Genomic DNA, 18,852 nt, shown 5'->3' on the forward strand with positions numbered 1-18,852 from the left:
GAGATTATAAAGTAGGCGGAACGGAACGAAGAAGTGAAGACAATTGTTCTCAATTCTCGGGAAACCACCGAGATAAGCCTCCAAGAGCTTATGGAAGATGGGACAATCAGCGTCTTCCCTCACGTTGAGGAACGAGGCTTTCTCTTTTTGAACTTCCGAAAGTCGAAAGTAGCACTGTCGGCAGGTCCATACATTGGTTTAATTCCTTTGTCGCCAAACGTAATCGTTGATGTTCGTCCAAAGGAGCCAGTCAGCAATGTGGCGCATGTATTGGACATGGCGCGCAGCAAAGTCGACTACTTATCAAGCTACAACAGATTCTATTCTTCAGAGATGTCCAAAAGCGCAAGTGCTTTCGAGTTCCTTGTCCGAAATTATCTCGATTCTTTGTCCCCCATATTTAGCAGCGGCTTCCTCAAAGAATACGTTCCGATGAAGGAGAACTCTTCCCGAAGTCGCGGAAAGATAAGCGTCCAAGGGACATTAGTGGAGTGCCACAGCCGAGGTCATCCTCTGTGGTTACAGACTGTGCGGCATGAACAGACCACCAATGTTCCAGTAAACCGGGTTATAAAGTCGGCGTTGGAATTTATTCTGACAAGAAAGACAATTGGCACCGAGTTGTCGTCGTCACTAATCAAAAATCTGAATTCTTCTCATGGTTTGATTCCCCGAGAAGTCAAAAGACTGCGTCCCAGTGATTTAGTGGCCGCTAGCGCAGCAGTTCAGGGTAGGAAATTAGCAAGAGGCCGCGATTATTATTTGCGCGCTCTTGATATTGCAACTCTGATACTTTCGGAAAGATCGGTTTCCTTTGATCAATTTGGCGAAGATATTGAATTGGGGACTTTCGTGGTCAATTTTGAGACGCTTTTTGAAGACTACCTCAGGAACTCGCTGAGACTTAACTGCAACAAAGAGATGCATGTACTTGACGGAAATAGCTCTGGGAAAAAACCGCTCTTCGATGATAAAGATTCGCCTCCGGCGCAGCCTGACATTGTGCTACGCAAGAAAGTTGGAGACACCTGTTTGGTTGTTGAGGTGAAGTATAAAGAAAAACCCAACAGAAACGATATCAATCAGGCGATTACCTACGCCAACTCCTACAAAACCAAAAATGCGATACTCCTGCACCAGCGTAGCGCTACTGGACAAAGAGGTATCAGACTCTTGGGAACCATTAACTCAGTGAAGCTCTTTGCCTATGCGTTTGACCTCAGTTCTTCAGACCTAGTGGCAGAAGAGAAGACGATGGCGCGGGCATTTGAAGAGATGCTCTTGCAGCCCCCAGTAAATGTAGCACCTGGCGAAGCTGAACTAACGACAACGTAAATATCTGTGACTTTGAGTGTTGAATCTTTGAATATTGAAGAAGAACTGGTGCCGCTGAAGGGACTCGAACCCCCGACCCCATCATTACGAATGACGTGCTCTACCAGCTGAGCTACAGCGGCTTCCTGGACCCTACTATGGCCCTACTAGTTCTACTCCTTTGCCGCGAACTTGTTGGTTTCGCAAGCCATTCTCGCGGGGACCCGCTAATTACGAAGGACCTGCTCTACCAGCTGAGCTATTGAGGCAAGCGAAGGATCGTTTAAACGGTCCCGAAGTGGCGTGCAAGTCTTCATCCGCTGGATTTGGCCCATCGAACCGGCTTGCACTGTGCTCTCGGTCTTCGATTGTGAATTATTTGTAACGATACAGATCAGACGTTGCCGACTCATCACTATTTCTATATTTCATGAAATATGATAGAACAGATAACCAACCAACTTGCCATTCTGGGCCACCCGCAGCGTATTTCGGTGTTTCGCATGTTAATGCGACGATTTCCTGACTCGGTCCCGGCAGGTGAGTTGGCGGCGGAACTGGGGATCAAGCCCAGCACCTTGTCGAACTACCTGAATGCGCTTCAGCGGTCGGGTCTGGTAACGCAGGACCGGTCGGGCACCTCTCTGCTCTATTCGGTTGAAATGAAGAACGTGCAGCACATGCTGGATTTCCTGCTGAACGACTGCTGCCGTGGACGGCCTGATATCTGCATGGCCTCACCGCAAGGACCTGAGAAAATGACGGATCGGAAATTTAACGTTCTGTTTCTATGTGTGGGGAATTCCGCCCGCTCGATCTTTGCTGAATCCCTTCTGCGGACATTGGGCGGGGATCGGTTCAACGTCTATTCCGCGGGCACGCAACCTACGTCAGAACTTAACCCTTTCGCCGTTCAGGTACTCAGCGACAAGGGACACGATACGTCGAACCTGCGATCAAAGCACATGTCCGAGTTTGCCGCAGAGGACGCGCCCGATATGGATTTCGTCTTTACGGTCTGCAATCAGGCGGCCAACGAAGAGTGCCCGGCTTGGGAAGGCCAGCCCATCAGCGGCCACTGGGGTATGATCGACCCGGTCAAGGCGACCGGCACGGATGCCGAGAAAAGCCTCGCCTTCCAGAACGCCTATGGCGCACTGAAACGTCGGATTGAGGCGTTCACCTCTCTGCCGGTCGAAAGTCTGGATCGGATCGCATTGCAAACTGCTGTCGATGACATCGGCAGAACTCCTGTTGAGGAAACGAAATGACCACTTTCGCGGTAAACGGCCTTGGCCGGATGGGAAAACTGGCCCTGAAGCCCCTACTGGAAAAGGGTGCCAAGATCGCTTGGATCAACGACGGGGTCGGTGACCCCGAGATGCACGCGCATCTGCTGGAGTTCGACACGGTGCATGGCCGCTGGGATGCCGAGTTCGCGCACGACGCAGATAGTGTAACCATCAATGGCACGCGCCTTCCGTTTATTGGCACCAAGGATTTGAACGCCCTCCCGCTGGACGGCGTAGATGTGGTGATCGACTGCACCGGTGTTTTCAAGACCGAGGCAAAGCTGGCTCCTTACTTCGAGGCCGGTGTGAAGAAGGTTGTCGTCTCGGCCCCGGTCAAGGACGGCCCGACCGCCAATATCGTGATGGGCGTGAATGAGGGCACCTATGACCCCGCCACGCATCACATCGTGACGGCGGCGTCCTGCACCACGAACTGTCTGGCCCCTGTGGTCAAGGTCATCCATGAAAATCTGGGCCTCCGCCATGGCTCGATGACCACGATCCACGATGTGACCAACACCCAAACCATCGTGGACCGCCCCGCCAAGGACTTGCGCCGCGCACGCTCGGCGCTGAATTCGCTGATCCCGACCACCACCGGGTCGGCCACGGCCATTACGCTGATCTATCCCGAACTGAAGGGCCGTCTGAACGGTCACGCGGTGCGGGTGCCGTTGCTGAACGCCTCGCTGACCGATTGCGTCTTCGAGGTCGCGCGTGAGACAAACGCCGAAGAGGTCAACACCTTCTTCAAAGCCGCTGCCGAGGGCGAACTGAAGGGCATTCTGGGCTATGAAACGCGGCCGCTGGTCTCGACCGATTATACCAATGACGAGCGGTCTTCGATCGTTGACGCGCCCTCGACCATGGTGGTGAACGGAACGCAGGTGAAAATCTACGCGTGGTATGACAATGAGATGGGCTATGCGCATCGTCTGGTTGATGTGGCGCTGATGGTCGGGGACGCGCTGTGACCGACCGGCCCGAAGGACTGTCGGCCTATATTGCGGTCACGGCGGCTTATTGGGCTTTCATGCTGACCGACGGAGCCTTGCGGATGCTGGTGCTGTTGCACTTTCATACGATGGGGTTCTCGCCGGTGCAGCTGGCGTATTTGTTCGTCCTGTACGAAATCGCCGGGATGGTCACAAACCTGGCCGCCGGTTGGATCGCGGCAAGGTTCGGCCTGACCTCGACGCTGTATGCAGGGCTTGCGCTACAGGTCGGGGCGCTGCTGGTGCTGACGCAATTAGACCCTAACTGGGCAATTCCAGTCAAAGTCGTCTTCGTGATGATCGTGCAGGGCGCCAGCGGAGTGGCCAAGGATCTGGCCAAGATGTCATCCAAATCCGCCGTAAAACTGCTGGCCCCAACAACGGGCGGAGGGTTGTTTCGCTGGGTCGCCCTTCTGACCGGATCGAAAAACGCAGTCAAAGGTTTGGGCTTTCTGCTGGGGGCCGGTCTGCTGGCAACGGTGGGCTTTATGTGGGCGACACTGGCGATGGCCATTGTGCTGGCACTCATTCTGGTTGCGGTCTTTGTGTTGATGCCACCCGGCCTGCCGCAAGGACGCAAGGGCGCCAAGTTCTCCGAGGTCTTTTCCAAATCCGCAAACGTGAACTGGCTATCCGCAGCGCGTGTGTTTTTGTTTGGCGCGCGGGATGTGTGGTTCGTGGTTGGTATCCCGATCTATTTCTACGCGGTCCTGTCCGACGGGACCGAAGAAGGAAACCGCGCGACTTTCTTTATGATCGGCACCTTCATGGCCGTCTGGGTCATCCTCTACGGAGCGGTTCAGGCCAGCGCACCGAAAATCCTGCGCGCGTCCGAGCGGACCGAGGGCGACCTGATCCGGGCTGCCCGCAATTGGGCTTTGGCCTTGTTCTGCGTCCCGGCTGCGTTGACGGTCGCTGTCCTGATGTCTTCGGGACCGGAAACTTGGCTGACCTTGACATTGGTACTTGGATTGCTGGTGTTCGGGGCGATATTCGCGGTCAATTCCTCGCTGCATTCCTACTTGATCCTTGCCTTCACCAAGTCCGAGCGGGTCACGATGGATGTCGGCTTTTATTACATGGCAAACGCGACGGGCCGTTTGCTGGGCACTGTCCTATCCGGCCTGACCTATCAGATCGGCGGCCTTCCACTGGTGCTGGGAACTGCTGCTATTATGGTCGCGCTTGCGGCACTGACCTCTGGCAAGCTCAGCGATCAGACGAACGAGGCGTACTCATGAGCATTTTTGAACGTTACCTGACCGTATGGGTCGCCCTTGCCATGATCGCAGGCGTGCTGATCGGTCTGGCAGCCCCCGGTCTGGTGGCATTGATCGCATCGGCCGAGTTTGCCAGCGTCAATCTTGTGGTGGCCGTGCTGATCTGGGCCATGGTCTATCCGATGATGGTCAGCGTCGATTTCGGCGCGGTCGCTGGGGTCGCCCGTCAGCCCAAGGGTCTTATCGTCACGCTGGTGGTCAACTGGCTGATCAAGCCGTTCACAATGGCTTTGCTGGCTGTTTTGTTCTTTGACTACGTGTTTGCGCCGTGGATCAAACCGGAAGACGCCGCGCAATACACGGCTGGCCTGATCCTGTTGGGCGCGGCCCCCTGTACGGCGATGGTGTTTGTCTGGTCTCAACTGACCAAGGGGGATGCGACCTATACACTGGTGCAAGTGTCGGTGAACGACCTGATCATGGTCGTGGCCTTTGCCCCGATCGTCGCGTTCCTGTTAGGGGTCACTGACATCTCGGTCCCGTGGCAGACTTTGGTTCTGGCAACAGTTCTCTATGTGGTACTGCCCTTGCTTGCCGGTCTGCTCACACGGCGCAAGCTGGGATCGCAGGACGCCATTGACGCATTCTCGGCGCGGGTAAAGCCGTGGTCCGTGCTGGGCCTGATCACCACGGTGGTCATCCTGTTCGGCCTGCAGGGGCAAACCATTCTGGCCAAGCCGCTGGTGATTGTGCTGATCGCAGTGCCCATTTTGATCCAAAGCTACGGCATTTTTGCACTGGCCTATGGCGCGGCCTATGCGCTGAAAGTGCCCCATCGCATCGCTGCACCCTGCGCCATGATCGGCACGTCCAACTTCTTTGAGCTGGCCGTGGCCGTCGCCATCAGCCTGTTCGGGCTGAACTCGGGCGCGGCCCTGGCAACCGTTGTGGGGGTTCTGGTCGAAGTGCCGGTGATGCTGTCACTCGTGGCTTTTGCGAACCGCACGCGCAGCCGGTTTCCTGATTCGGCAGTCACGCAAAAGGCATGACCGCGCTTAGAGCACCGAAACAAAAAACGGTTTGAGATCGTCACCCCGTTCCAGCGATGAAAGAACAGCCGCCGCCGTATCCAGAGACTCACGGATCGTGACGTCCATATCCAGATAGCGATAGGTTCCCAACCGGCCAACAAAGGTCACGTTCGCAGTCTTGTTGGCCAGCTCGACATATTCACCAAGCAGCGCTTTTTCCTTCACCTGCCGGATCGGATAATAGGGAATGTCGCCCGGTTCGGCCGCGCGCGAATACTCGCGATAACAGACCGACCCGTCATGGGTCTCCCACGGGGCAAAGTGCTTGTGTTCGGTGATGCGCGTATAAGGGACGTCTTCTTCGCCGTAATTCATGACGGCACAGCCCTGATAATCCCCGTCATAGGTAAAGCGTTCAAAATCCAGCGTCCGATACCCCAGACGCCCAAGCTCATAGTCGAAATAGCCGTCCAGCGGCCCCGAGTAGAAGACGTGGTCAAACCCCTCGGCCATGCTGCGGTCAAAGGTCGTGTTCAGTTTGACGGTGATCGAGGGGTGATCAAGGATACCCGCGATCATGTCGGTATAGCCGTTTTCGGGCATCCCCTGAAATCGATGAAAAAAGTAATTGTCGTCGTAGTTGAACCGCACCGGCAGACGTTTGAGGATCGACGCAGGCAGTTCGGACGGGTGACACCCCCACTGCTTGATCGTGTATCCTTTGAAGAACGCCTCGTAAAGGTCACGCCCGACGAACCGCATGGCCTGCTCCTCAAAGCTCTGCGGATCGGTGATCGAGGTGTCAGCCTGTTCTTCGGTGATAAAGCTATGCGCTTCGTCCGGGCGCATCGTCTTGCCAAAGAACTGGTTGATCGTGTGCAGGTTGACCGGCAGCGAAAAGACCTGCCCCCGCGAGGTTGTCTTCACCCGGTTCTTGTAGGGCAGGAAATTGGCGTACCGGTTGACGTAGGCCCAGACCTCTTCGTCATCGGTATGAAAGATATGGGGGCCATAGACATGGATCATGACACCCGTGTCGGCGTCGCGCTGCGTATGGCAGTTGCCGCCGATATGGTCGCGGCTATCAACTATCGTGATCTCATGGCCTTCCTCTGCCAGTGCACGACCAATTACGGCACCGGACAAACCGGCACCAACCATAAGAAATCGACCCGCTTCCATTCAAACACCTTCTTGTCTTGGTGATATCGTCGTCATGTCCAAAGGCTTGATCAACTGCCGCCGGGCAATTTTCAGAATGCCCGCGCGCGCTTCTCCAGCATCGCGAAAGCTGGACATCATCGAAAGCCAACCACGACACATACGCCACCCCAGTTGAATCCTGCCCGAAACAGGCTGCCCACCTTGCAATATTCCGGCAAAGATCACGGGAACGGTGCGCCGGGACAGATCGAACATCTCTTTCAGGACGGCTTCCTCTTCTTCGGAACTGAGGTTGCCCGTCTCGGCCATTGCCGCCTTTAGGTTCTTACCGACCGGTCGCGTGTGGTGCATCGCGATCTCGTCCAGAATGGCTGTTCGGAATGCCCCGGCTTCGGCCCAGCGGCACCAGATATAATCCAGCCCGAAACCGCTCATGGTGTTTTGGAACAGCGGCAACGCCTTTTTCAGAATGTCCCTATGCATGCATGGGGCCATGATCTCGATATAGTTCGTATAACGCAGCACGAAGCCGGGGCATTGGCTGAACACAAAGTGCGAAAAGTAGCTGTTCGGGCTAAGAGAAGGCTGTGCGATGCGCAAACCGTAGAACCGCATCGCCTCGAACAGAGCGTTCACATCCTGCGCGCTGATGTCCAGATCGTCATCAGGCAGCCAAAAGTACTCATATTGATCCAGATCCCGGTCCGAGAGAGTTTTATACAAACCGTCCCATTTTCCGCCCTTGACCAATACTGCGTCCACGCCCGGCTCTGGTACGAATTCCGCATATGCTTCGTCTGAAAAATAGCTGATCAAAAGATCGTAGTTGCGATCATCATAAGGGATTTCCAGCCACCGACTATGCAGCGACTTGCCGCCTGCCCGGACAACCACAAGGCTTTTGTTCATACGTGGTTCCGAATATGGCTATCGGTCCGCAACAGGGGGCCAAGCCCGTCGATCATGTCCGGGTTCAGCGGGTGGCTTAGTCGACCGTGGGTGAATTTCGCCTGATACACGAGATTGCGGACAAATCGTTCAAGCCGCGAGCCCGGTTTGGCTTTTCTCCGATGGGATTCAATGTTGCTGTCTTGCGAATTCCGCTCAGCCACCATCTGCTTGCCGAGGGTCAAAATGGGCACTTTATGCTCCCAATAGAATTTCAGGTCGATATCAACAGGGCGGGCAATCGGCGCATCTACCTGCAGCAACCGAGCCGCGGCCCGGCGGCCAAGAATATAACCGGTGGTTCTGGGTGGCAGGATATCCGACAAAACAAGGTTCTGATCGGCAAACTCTTTGATGACCTGAACATTTTTGCCCGGTACGCCATCCAGTTTGATCATCACATCTTCAAAACACTCGGGACATTCTGAAAGCGCGCTCAGGAACGATCTGGGATCCCGAATAAACGTTGCATCATCTTCCAGGACAAGACCGACACTGTCATCGGATGCTGCGATGTGCTGCCAGATTTGTCGATGTCCCAGAGTGCAGGCAACTTCGTTGCGGCTAAGGGGACGTTTGAACTTGGCGCGGTTCATCTCGGCATCATAGATGCGCTTCAGTTCGGACCCGCCCAACTGGTCGCCAGATATGGCATCAGAAAATTTATGCTGCACGCCCAGACGTGCAAGCTCTGCTTCGCAGAAACGTCGCCGCTCTACATCTTTTGGCAGGCTGAGGATTACGGCCGTGATCGACACTGTCTTGATACCAATTGAAATTACCGCGTCGCTAATACTAACATTTAAGCAGCAGAAACGCGAAAGAACGAGTGTTTTTTTTGAAAGACGGACCAAAAGTCCACAGCGGCAAAAAACCGCGCAATTTCAAACCCCAATCCGGCACCTGAACACGTTCACCGCGTGGGCATCGGCGTCGGAGTAAGCCGCGCTGCTGGTAACACACTGTAAAATCAGGAAAAGCGCTTGGCCTGCTGCACGCCCCGGCACGGCGAGCTCAAAAAAATAGCTATATTTTTCAGCCCCTTATCTGGCCGCACAATTCACATAAATCACAGGCACGCGCGCCGGGGCGACGAAAAGCCGCTGCAGGCCACCCGTGAGGATTATCTATGTTTTCGCCAGCACTTGCCCAATACGGTACGGATACCTATCTGGCACTCGTCATGCTGTCGAAACGGACCGTAAGGTCATTTCGTTTCATCTGCACTTTAGAGAAGAACGGTTATAGGTTATCTGAGCGAGCGCACAGTTTCACGATCTGGAGAACGCAATGATAAAGCGCGCCTGGGACAATTGGCGGTCGGGCTATATGGGCCGCCTCATCAGCGAGAGCTTCTTTGCCCAGGGCGGGCTGTACACCGTGGCGATTGTTGCGATGATCGCGGTTGCGGCAACCACTGCAGGGTCCGCCTACATGATGGAATACATCGTGGACGCCATGACCAGCCCCGAAATGCGCGGCTGGGCCCATCTGATTGCTCTGGGCGTCATCGCCCTGTTTCTTGTGAAGGCTCTGGCGTCATATGTTCAGGCGGTGTTTCTGGCCCGTGCCGGAAACCGGATCGTGGCAGCGCAGCAGGAAAAAGTTTATCGCAAACTGCTTAGGCACGGAGTTTCGTTCTTTTCGGACAACGATTCGTCGAACCTGCTGATGCGAACGACCAACGGGGCGCAGTCCGCCAGGAAACTGATCGACGTTCTCGTGACCGGCTTTGTCCGCGACGCGCTGACATTGGTGGGCCTTGTCATCGTGATGGTGTACCAACAGCCGGTTCTGTCCGTCATGTTCTTTGTCGTTGGTCCCATCGCTCTGGTCGGGGTGCGGTACCTGTTGAAAAGCGTCCGTTCGATCATGCAGGCCGAATTCAAGTCCCTGGCAGAGATCATTCGCGTTCTGCAGGAAACCTCGGCCGGCATCAAAGTGATCAAGGTTTTTTCTCTGGAAGACCGGATGATCAATCGAATGGACACAGCGATCCGCACTGTCGAGAAGCGGGCCAACGATATTGCGCGGCTTCAATCCATCGCCAGCCCCCTGATGGAATTTCTGGCAGGTTTGGCCGTCGCCGGCGTCCTGATCGTCAGCACAACCGGAATCGCAGGCAGCGAACAGCCGACGGCCGGTCAATTGATGTCGTTTATTACCGCGCTACTAATGGCTTACGAGCCGGCAAAGCGGCTGTCCAAGATGCGTGTTCAGATCGAAACAGCTATGGTCGGCGTTGGTCTGCTGTTTGGGCTTCTGGACCAGGAAGACTCGATGCTGGAAAGCCCGGACGCCCATGACCTCGGCGACGGACCGGGTGAGGTTGTACTGCGCAACGTCACCTTTGGGTATCAAGGTTCGGTGCCTGTGATCGAAGACATGAGCCTGACATTCCAGGCCCGCAAAACAACCGCGCTTGTGGGTCAGTCCGGCGGGGGTAAATCGACGATTTTCGGTTTGATCATGCGCTTTTTTGACCCGGACGAAGGCAGTGTCGAAATCGACGGAAAGGACGTGCGGCACGCCAGTTACTCATCGCTGCGGCGCAAGATTTCCTATGTTGGTCAGGATACATTCCTGTTTTCCACTTCGGTCATGGAAAACCTGCGTTGTTCAGCGCCGGATGCAACCGACGAAGAAGTGATCGCTGCCGCGAAAGCCGCACACGCACATGACTTTATCACCGAGCTTTCCAACGGTTATGACACACCCGTTGGTGAAAACGGCACGTTCCTGTCGGGCGGTCAAAAACAGAGAATCGCCATCGCCCGCGCGATTTTGCGCAAAGCTGAGATTCTGCTGCTGGACGAAGCAACCAGCGCGCTGGACGCAAAATCCGAATCTCTGGTTAAAGAAGCACTGGATGCGCTGACAAAGGACGTCACGGTTGTTGTGATCGCACACAGGTTGTCCACGATACTTGAGGCCGACACGATCATGGTCGTTCAGGACGGCGCAGTGGTCGAACAAGGCAATCTGGAAGAACTCATGCAAAAGAACGGCAACTTCCGCAGCCTGTTTGAAGAACAATTCAAAAACCCCGAGGCGAAAGCGGAAGTCGCAGAATAATACGGCCCAGCAGCGCAGAAGCAGGTTGATATTCGGGCGGATGAGCCTGCCACCCGGACTTTGCGGGCATAAAAGGGCTGATTTGCAGGTTCCGGCTGGCGACCCCGGCAGGATTCGAACCTGCAACCTGCCCCTTAGGAGGGGGCTGCTCTATCCAGTTGAGCCACGGGGCCGCGCAAGGCTCTCTCTACCTGTGTTTTTTCTGGTTGTCATGACCTTTGCGCAACAGTTGTAAAATGCGTTCTGTTCACGCTACCATTCCTCAAAACAACAACGCAGGTGCCCCAGTGACGACAGATACAAAACGCCCGCTTACCCTTCGCGATGTCTCTGAGGCGTCCGGCGTATCCGAGATGACGGTCAGCCGGGTTCTGCGGAACCGCGGGGATGTGTCCGACGCCACCCGGACCCGCGTTCTAGCCGCCGCGAAAGAGCTGGGTTACGTCCCGAACAAAATCGCAGGCGCGCTGGCGTCAAGCCGGGTCAATCTGGTGGCGGTCATCATCCCGTCGCTAGCCAACATGGTCTTTCCCGAAGTTATGACCGGCATCAATCAGGTCTTGGAAGATACCGAGTTGCAACCCGTGGTCGGCGTCACCGATTACCTGCCGGAAAAAGAAGAAAAAGTTCTGTACGAGATGCTCTCGTGGCGGCCCTCTGGTGTGATCATCGCTGGGCTGGAACACACGGACGCGGCCCGCGCCATGCTGGATTCGGCCGGGATACCAGTGGTCGAGATCATGGACACCGACGGTAAGCCAGTGGATGCAATGGTCGGGATCTCGCACCGTCGGGCCGGGCGTGAGATGGCTCAGGCGATCCTCAAGGCGGGCTATGAACATATCGGGTTCATGGGCACGAAGATGCCGCTGGACCACCGTGCTCGTAAACGGTTTGAGGGCTTTACCGAAGTGCTGGGCAAGAACGGCGTCGAAATCGAAGATCGTGAGTTCTACTCTGGTGGCTCTGCGCTGGCCAAGGGGCGCGAGATGACGCAGGCCATGCTGGAACGCTCACCCGAACTGGATTTTCTGTATTATTCCAACGATATGATTGGCGCGGGTGGCCTGCTTTACCTGCTGGATCAGGGCATCGACGTGCCCGGCCAGATCGGTCTGGCGGGGTTCAATAATGTTGAGCTTTTGCAAGGTCTGCCGCGCAAGCTGGCCACGATGGACGCCTGCCGGTTGGAGATCGGGCGCAAAGCGGCCGAGATCATCGCCGCGCAGCTTGCCGACCCGAATGCCGAGGTCGACACCCGCGTGACCCTGACCCCCAAGATCAGCTATGGTGACACGTTGAAACGACGCTGACCTGATGGCGCTTCGTCAACTGGACAACCGAACAGCGCGGGCCGTGTTCATGGATCGGCACGCGCTTCTTGAACCGCCGACGGGCAGCGCCAAAGGTGCAGACCTTCTGGACCTGATCCAGAGGTTGGGTTTTGTGCAACTGGACAGCATCAACACCGTGGCCCGCGCCCACGACATGATCCTGTTTTCCCGCAGACCCAGCTACCGCTCGAAGAATCTGAAGCATCTGTACGAACGCGACCGGGCGTTGTTTGAACACTGGACCCATGACGCTGCCGTTATCCCAATGGAGTATTACCGGCATTGGCATCTCAGGTTTCAACGTGACGCGGACTTGTTGAAATCCCGGTGGAAGAATTGGCGCCGTGATGGGTTCGAGCAGCGATTTGAAGCCGTCTTGCAGCATACCCGCGACCACGGGCCAGTGTCTTCGTCGGATGTCGGCAAAGACGAAAAGAAAGGATCGGGCGGCTGGTGGGACTGGCACCCCTCCAAAACGGCGCTGGAGTTCCTCTGGCGGTCCGGGGCATTGACCGTGATTGGACGGCAGGGATTTCAAAAACGCTATGACCTGACAGAACGTGTGATCGACGACCACCTTTGCCCCGGGGCGCTGCAGATCGACCCGGAGGAAACCGTTGACTGGCTGTGCAATGCGGCGATGGACCGGCTGGGGTTTGCAACCTCGGGCGAACTGGCCGCGTTTTGGGACACGGTAAGCACCACCGAAGCACGGGAATGGTGCAAACAGGCTCTAACAAAAGGGGAACTGGAGGAAGTCGAAATCACCTGTGCCGATGGCCGGACGCGCAAGATGCTGTCTCGGCCCGGCGCGGAAGACGTAGGCCAGTTGAGCAAGCCGCCGGGCCGCATCCGTGTGCTTAGTCCGTTTGACCCCATGCTTCGCGATCGCAACCGGGCCGAAAAGCTGTTTGGGTTTCACTACAGGATCGAGGTGTTCGTACCCGCCCCGAAACGAACCTATGGCTATTACGTGTTTCCACTGTTGGAAGGCGACCGATTGATCGGCCGCATCGACATGAAGGCCCACCGCGACGACGACGCACTGCGGGTCAGTGCTGTGTGGCCGGAACGCTCGGTCCGCTGGTCTGCGGCGCGGACAGGACGGTTGGAATCAGAACTAGACCGGGTACGCAGGTTCGCCGACCTTAGCCGCGTCGAGTTTGCGGACAACTGGCTAAAAGCCCCTGTTTAGAGCCTATTCAGCCTCGGACAGGGCCAAGCTTATCGGTTGCAAACCGTCAATCGCGCCCTCCAGCCTGTCGCCAGCTTGCACCGGCCCAACGCCCGCCGGGGTACCCGTCATGATCAGATCGCCGGGCCGCAGATGGTAATAGCCTGAAAGATGACTGATAATTTCGTCGATCTTCCAGATCAATTCGTGCAGCGTTGCGTCCTGACGCGCATCGCCATTCACGCTTAGAAAGATACGCTTGTCGTCATCCGGCGACCAGTCCGTGGCACGCGTCAGGGGGCCAAAGACGGCCCCGTTCTCAAGGTCTTTGCCCAGATCCCAGGGGCGCTGCTTGTTTCTCTCTCGTATCTGCAGGTCACGGCGGGTCATGTCCAATGCGCACCCGTAGGCATACACGGCATCTGCGGCCTCAGCTTGGGACGCACGAAAAACGGGTTTGCCGATTGCTACGGCCAGCTCCATCTCGTGATGAAAGTTATCTGTCCCCGGTGGAAAGGGCACTGTCGCACCCGACAAAACTGCATTGGCGGCGGATTTCGTGAAATAGAACGGCGCTTCGCGATCAACCTCATGGCCCATCTCGGCCGCATGCGCCGCGTAGTTGCGCCCGACGCAGAAAATGCGCCCCACCGGATAAGGGGTCGCGAGGCCCTCAATCGGGATTGCGATCGGCTTGGGCAACAAGAACAAACTATCCGGCATCATCGCCCCTTTTTCGGTTGAGAGACCTGTATCTTAGGGGACAAACCCGCCAGAGCAAGGCATGTCAGCGACCAATACCCTTTCCCGCGCAGAGGCTGCACGCGACAGCGCGGTTTATGTCACGCCGGGCCCTTGGAATTCAGGTACATCGGGCTAGATGAGGCATGTAACGCGGTTTTAATATCAAAAAACATGAATTCCGCCTGTGGCAGCCAACTGTCCAAGGGCAAGGACGACCGTGACCCGAACAGGCCGCGTCTCGCGACCTGACCCGGGCGCATAAGTTTCGGAGAACCATGGCCAGCGTTCCTTCCCCTTAGGAATTCTGTGCCGAGCGTCATCCATATTTTCAGGTTGGCCGGATCTTCGGAGCGTGAGCCGTTCGCGGGGGAATACCCGGCGCTGCGGCCACGGGTCAGACACGCAGTCCAGTCTTCGTCTGGCCAACCCCGCCAGAGGGTGCCCCCCTATGCCTCTGGCGGGGTCTTAATCCGTTTCCTCAGTTTTCAAATCGTGCAGGTCGTTGAGAAGATCCAGCAATGCCTCGTGCCGCTCTGGTCCCAACTGGGCTTTGATTTCCTCTGCAAGCTGCAGCGTCACATCGATGTTGTCCTCAATGATCGTTGCGCCCCGGTCCGTGATTTCCACAATCTGGCGGCGTTTGTCACCCGGATGGGTATGACGGCGGATCAACCCCTTGGTTTCCAGCTTTTGAAGGATTCGCGTAAGGCTTGGCAACAGCAGGCATGCACGTTCCGCAATATGTGTCGGCTCTTGCGAGCCTTCCTCTTTGAGCACGCGCAGAACCCGCCATTGTTGCTCGGTGACGCCTGCGTCTGACAGCATTTTGCGAACGGGGCCCATCACGCGTTCCCGCGCACGCAGCAAAGCAATTGGTAAAGAGCGGGATGTCAGGGGCAAATCGCTGGTCATGAGGAATCTTGGACGAATTCACATCAGACTGCAACCGGTCCCTGAATCGGGGAATTCACCGTATTAGAGCCTGTTTTGTCGGTCATGCCCCACAACCCGGATTGAAGACACTCTTAATACGATTGACCTTTGGCATCGAATGACCATCACTTGGACTGCAGCCATCACAGCCGGATTCTTGGTGAGGCTGAACGGGTGGAGATCGGTATGAAATGGGATGAGTTTTCGGACTGGGGCAAGAAAATCTCGGAGTGGACTCAGGATTATCACCTGACCGTTGGCGACAAACCTGTCCGGGCCCAGACCCAACCGGGCGACATTCTGAACGCACTGCCAGAACACCCGCCAGAACACGCGCAGGCGATGGAGGACATCTTTTCGGACTTTGAGCAAATCGTGATGCCCGGAATCACGCATTGGCAGCATCCTCGGTTCTTTGCCTATTTCAACTCGAATGCATCTGCGCCGTCAGTTCTGGCCGAGTTTCTGGCCAGCGCGATCGCGCCTCAATGCATGCTGTGGCAAACCTCGCCTGCCGCGACCGAGATGGAAACACGCATGATGGATTGGCTGCGGCACGCTCTGGACCTGCCAGATGGGTTCGCCGGGGTTATTCAGGATTCGGCCTCCTCGGCGACGTTGGCGGCCGTTCTGACGCTGCGGGAAAAAGCGTTGAAATGGCAGGGCAACCAGCAGGGGCTGTTCGGGCAAAAGCCCCTACGGGTATATTGCTCCGCCGAAGTTCACACGTCGGTGGATCGCGCCATCTGGGTTGCCGGGATCGGACAGGACAATTTGATCCGCATCCCAATCAAGGGCGACTGGCGCGGCATGGACCCGGCGGCCTTGGAAGCGGCGATTTTGTCTGACTTAGACTCTGGTTTGCATCCAGCCGGAGTTATTCTGTGCGTCGGCGGAACAAGCACAGGCGCGGCTGATCCGATCGACGAATGTCTAAAAATCGCCCGCAAATACGGCCTCTATTCCCATGTAGACGCGGCCTGGGCGGGATCGGCCATGATCTGCCCTGAATTTCGCCACTACTGGCCCGGAATCGAACAGGCCGACAGCATCGTGTTCAACCCACACAAGTGGCTTGGGGTTCAGTTCGACTGCTGCGCGCATTTCCTGAAAAACCCCGATGATCTTGTTCAGACACTGGCGATCAGCCCGGAATTCCTAAAGACCCACGGTAAGGACGGGATAATCAACTATTCGGAATGGTCCGTCCCTTTGGGCCGTAGGTTCCGGGCGCTCAAGTTATGGTTCGTGATGCGGGCCTATGGGCTGGAGGGGTTGCGAAAGCGGCTGCGAAACCATGTGCAATGGTCCGTTGATCTCCATCACCGATTGGCGACCGAACCGGATTTTGAAATTGTCACACAGCCGATGTGGTCGCTCTGGACGTTTCGATATGCCCCTGATGCGCAGGCCGACCTGGACGAGCTGAACCTGCGGCTGGTCAACGCCATCAACGATGATGGCCGCATCTACCTGACCCAAACCCGCGTCGATGGTACGCTCGCGATCCGCTTTCAAGCCGGTCAGTTTGAAACCACTGAAGAGGATGTCCGCATGGCATTTGACGTTATAACTGAAATCGCCCGCTCTCTGACTTGAAGGTTTCGACATGCCCACGCCCACAAATACCTTTAAACAGGCTCTGAAAAACGGCGATCGCCTGATCGGTTGCTGGAGCAGCTTTGCCGAGGCTGTCACGGCCGAGATCATGGGCACGGCCGGATTCGACTGGCTGGTGATTGATGGAGAGCATGCGCCAAACGACATCCGATCCATTCGCGATCAGCTAATGGCGTTGTCGTCCAGCCCCACCCATCCCGTTGTCCGGGTGCCCGTAGGTGACACCGCTTTGATCAAGATGGTGTTGGACGCCGGGGCGCCAACGATACTGGTTCCGATGGTTGAAAGCGCACAACAGGCGCGGGAATTGGTGCGCGCGTGCCGCTACCCGCCTCAAGGCGTGCGGGGCGTCGGGGCCATGGCCTCGCGTGCGACGATGTACGGAACGGCCACCGACTATATTCAAACCGCAGACGCCCAGATATGCCTGCTGGTTCAGGTGGAAAATCGCGCGGGGATAAAGGCTCTGGACGAAATTCTGAAGGTCGAAGGCATCGACGGCGTGTTTATCGGGCCTGCGGATCTGTCCACCGACATGGGTTTTCAGGGCGACAGTACCGCACCCGAAGTCCGCACCGTGATCGCCGATGCCATGACGCGGATCAAGGCTGCGGGCAAGGCTCCGGGCATTCTGGGAACAACGGATGAGGCCAATCAAGCCTATCTGGATATGGGTGCGCAGTTTCTGGCGGTCGGCATTGATGTCATGTTGCTGGCTCAGGCCGCGCGTGCATTGGCTGCGCAATGGAAAGGGAAATAGCGCCTCAGCCTTGCATGGCAGCTGCCGCCTGAGCATATCCTCCGGATGCGCCGTCCACAAAGTGAACGTGGTCGTCGCGCGTGGCCGAGGGAACAAAGCAGGTCATCATCGCCTCATCCTGCGCATGCAGGCCATAGCGGATCTTTCCCTGTCCACGGGCCTGTTCAAGCATTATACGGATTTGCGACAGGGTCGCCTCGTCGCAATCCAGCGTCATCTTCAACCCATCGTCGAATTTTCGGTAATCCGCGTTGCGGCTGACCATCTGCTTGTAGTGCTCGGGCTGGAAGTTGCCCATGGGCCGCCCAGCCTTAAACAACAGGTAAATCAGCAGGTTCTGCACCAGCAAGCCCAGTTTCTGCACTGTGACATTGCGGCCCCGTCGGGACACATGCGCGTCGATATCCAAACCCGGCGGAGGCCAGTTTATCGGCGGGCCATTCACTGGCACAGGATGGCCAGCCCTCTCCAACCCTTCTGACGCGGCCAGTACGGACTGCGCCAGATCCGCAAAATCGCTCTCGGTCGCGTGCGGGGTCGGCTCGATCACCAGTGATACGATCCGACCATGAGCCGCCTTGATATTCGACCAGCGACAGGACAGGCCAGTCAGATCCGGTTGAGCGCCGGGTTCCGCAACAGACGCGGCAAACGCACCCGCTTTCATCTGCGCCTCGGCCCAGGCCAACCCACCGCCCGAGAACATGGCATAGTCCACGCCGTCAGAGGGTGCATAACGGGCGACACGCAGGTCCCGGTCCGCGGCACGGATTTCAGCAACAGGCATCAACGCGGCGCGCAAGGATATCCCAAACTCCTCCTCCGCCCAGCGCCGCAATGCGGCTAGCGTGGATTGCGCGTCATCGGCGGCGCTTGCGGGGACGGCAAAGCCCGCACCGTCTCCGCCGAACACATAAGGGAAGTCGTTGCCCTTCATGGCGTTGATCATGGCAGAGATGACCGCAGCACCGACCATATTCACGGTTTTATAGCGGCCCTTGGCAATTTCGCCCGTTGAATCAACAATATCCGCCACCCCGACGACCCAATCGTCAGGAAGCGCTGAAAACTGCACGGGATCGGCAAGCCGGGCAAAGTCGCGCAGCAAAGGAAGACTGTCATAAAACGCGGCCTGAGCGTCTTTCATAATCGCCTCAATCAGAAATTAACGCTTAGTGTAGTGCGATTGCGCTTGCTGTCCCGTGAAATCGTCACGACACACGTGCTTGTGTGCAGCGGTTGGACGTG

The 18,852-nt window shown here is 56.7% G+C and carries 16 protein-coding genes and 2 tRNA genes; 10 read left to right on the forward strand and 8 right to left on the reverse strand.

From position 1 onward, the window contains the following. The first annotated feature begins 33 nt into the window (after positions 1-33). A complete protein-coding gene (locus ACR0KS_RS11420) occupies positions 34-1,335 on the forward strand; it encodes a 5-methylcytosine restriction system specificity protein McrC (protein ID WP_170564317.1) in 1,302 nt (433 codons plus the stop codon). 46 nt (positions 1,336-1,381) lie between these two features. Here ACR0KS_RS11420 and ACR0KS_RS11425 read toward each other — a convergent pair. After that, positions 1,382-1,457: transfer RNA gene (locus tag ACR0KS_RS11425), tRNA-Thr, on the reverse strand. A 294-nt stretch (positions 1,458-1,751) separates the two neighbouring features. On the opposite strand from ACR0KS_RS11425, the gene ACR0KS_RS11430 reads away from it, so the two are divergent. Genes ACR0KS_RS11430 through arsB form a run of 4 tightly spaced genes read left to right on the forward strand, consistent with a single transcriptional unit; the run spans position 1,752 to position 5,870 of the window. Next, positions 1,752-2,585, forward strand: coding sequence for an arsenate reductase/protein-tyrosine-phosphatase family protein (locus ACR0KS_RS11430; RefSeq protein ID WP_170564320.1), 834 nt, complete (start codon positions 1,752-1,754; stop codon positions 2,583-2,585). Next, positions 2,582-3,580 (forward strand): ArsJ-associated glyceraldehyde-3-phosphate dehydrogenase, encoded by a 999-nt coding sequence (locus tag ACR0KS_RS11435; protein WP_170564323.1) that lies wholly within the window; start codon positions 2,582-2,584, stop codon positions 3,578-3,580. Before ACR0KS_RS11430 ends, ACR0KS_RS11435 begins: the two co-directional genes overlap by 4 nt. Next, positions 3,577-4,842 (forward strand): organoarsenical effux MFS transporter ArsJ, encoded by a 1,266-nt coding sequence (gene arsJ, locus ACR0KS_RS11440; protein ID WP_170564325.1) that lies wholly within the window; start codon positions 3,577-3,579, stop codon positions 4,840-4,842. Before ACR0KS_RS11435 ends, arsJ begins: the two co-directional genes overlap by 4 nt. Continuing rightward, on the forward strand, positions 4,839-5,870 hold the full coding sequence (gene arsB, locus ACR0KS_RS11445) for an ACR3 family arsenite efflux transporter (protein ID WP_170564328.1): 1,032 nt from the start codon (positions 4,839-4,841) through the stop codon (positions 5,868-5,870). Before arsJ ends, arsB begins: the two co-directional genes overlap by 4 nt. A 6-nt stretch (positions 5,871-5,876) precedes the next feature. On the opposite strand, the gene glf is transcribed toward arsB, so the two are convergent. From glf to ACR0KS_RS11460, 3 genes are read right to left on the reverse strand one after another with little or no spacing between them, the layout of a single operon-like run. Next, positions 5,877-7,034: a UDP-galactopyranose mutase gene (gene glf / locus ACR0KS_RS11450; protein WP_480693213.1), complete on the reverse strand. Its 1,158-nt coding sequence runs from the start codon at positions 7,032-7,034 to the stop codon at positions 5,877-5,879. Next, positions 7,035-7,925, reverse strand: coding sequence for a hypothetical protein (locus tag ACR0KS_RS11455; RefSeq protein ID WP_170564331.1), 891 nt, complete (start codon positions 7,923-7,925; stop codon positions 7,035-7,037). It abuts the gene before it with no gap. After that, positions 7,922-8,722, reverse strand: coding sequence for a glycosyltransferase family 25 protein (locus tag ACR0KS_RS11460; RefSeq protein WP_170564334.1), 801 nt, complete (start codon positions 8,720-8,722; stop codon positions 7,922-7,924). The genes ACR0KS_RS11455 and ACR0KS_RS11460 overlap by 4 nt, the downstream gene beginning before the upstream one ends. A 532-nt stretch (positions 8,723-9,254) precedes the next feature. On the opposite strand from ACR0KS_RS11460, the gene ACR0KS_RS11465 reads away from it, so the two are divergent. Further along, the gene (locus ACR0KS_RS11465) at positions 9,255-11,039 is read left to right on the forward strand and encodes an ABC transporter ATP-binding protein (RefSeq protein ID WP_170564337.1); all 1,785 of its coding nucleotides are present in this window, start codon (positions 9,255-9,257) and stop codon (positions 11,037-11,039) included. 96 nt (positions 11,040-11,135) lie between these two features. On the opposite strand, the gene ACR0KS_RS11470 is transcribed toward ACR0KS_RS11465, so the two are convergent. Continuing rightward, a tRNA-Arg gene (locus ACR0KS_RS11470) sits at positions 11,136-11,212 on the reverse strand. Positions 11,213-11,326: 114 nt separating this feature from the next. Here ACR0KS_RS11470 and ACR0KS_RS11475 point away from each other — a divergent pair. Together ACR0KS_RS11475 and ACR0KS_RS11480 are read left to right on the forward strand one after the other, a co-directional pair. Next, positions 11,327-12,352: a LacI family DNA-binding transcriptional regulator gene (locus ACR0KS_RS11475; RefSeq protein ID WP_480693214.1), complete on the forward strand. Its 1,026-nt coding sequence runs from the start codon at positions 11,327-11,329 to the stop codon at positions 12,350-12,352. A 4-nt stretch (positions 12,353-12,356) separates the two neighbouring features. Beyond that, on the forward strand, positions 12,357-13,568 hold the full coding sequence (locus ACR0KS_RS11480) for a DNA glycosylase AlkZ-like family protein (RefSeq protein WP_170564340.1): 1,212 nt from the start codon (positions 12,357-12,359) through the stop codon (positions 13,566-13,568). 3 nt (positions 13,569-13,571) lie between these two features. Here ACR0KS_RS11480 and ACR0KS_RS11485 read toward each other — a convergent pair whose 3' ends face one another. Further along, complete coding sequence (locus ACR0KS_RS11485) at positions 13,572-14,270, reverse strand: fumarylacetoacetate hydrolase family protein (protein ID WP_170564344.1); 699 nt, start codon at positions 14,268-14,270, stop codon at positions 13,572-13,574. Between the two features lie 486 nt (positions 14,271-14,756). Further along, complete coding sequence (gene hpaR / locus ACR0KS_RS11490) at positions 14,757-15,203, reverse strand: homoprotocatechuate degradation operon regulator HpaR (RefSeq protein ID WP_170412484.1); 447 nt, start codon at positions 15,201-15,203, stop codon at positions 14,757-14,759. A 207-nt stretch (positions 15,204-15,410) separates the two neighbouring features. Between hpaR and ACR0KS_RS11495 the strand changes: the two genes are divergently transcribed. Both ACR0KS_RS11495 and ACR0KS_RS11500 read left to right on the forward strand, forming a co-directional pair. Next, positions 15,411-16,823, forward strand: coding sequence for a pyridoxal-dependent decarboxylase (locus tag ACR0KS_RS11495; RefSeq protein ID WP_170564347.1), 1,413 nt, complete (start codon positions 15,411-15,413; stop codon positions 16,821-16,823). A gap of 10 nt (positions 16,824-16,833) precedes the next feature. Continuing rightward, positions 16,834-17,604, forward strand: a complete 771-nt coding sequence (locus tag ACR0KS_RS11500) for an HpcH/HpaI aldolase family protein (protein WP_170564350.1) — start codon at positions 16,834-16,836, stop codon at positions 17,602-17,604. 4 nt (positions 17,605-17,608) lie between these two features. Here the strand turns inward: ACR0KS_RS11500 and ACR0KS_RS11505 are convergent, their stop codons facing one another. After that, positions 17,609-18,751 (reverse strand): DUF3095 domain-containing protein, encoded by a 1,143-nt coding sequence (locus tag ACR0KS_RS11505; protein ID WP_170564353.1) that lies wholly within the window; start codon positions 18,749-18,751, stop codon positions 17,609-17,611. Between the last annotated feature and the right edge of the window lie 101 nt (positions 18,752-18,852).

The organism is Ruegeria sp. BC7, from assembly GCF_056539165.1.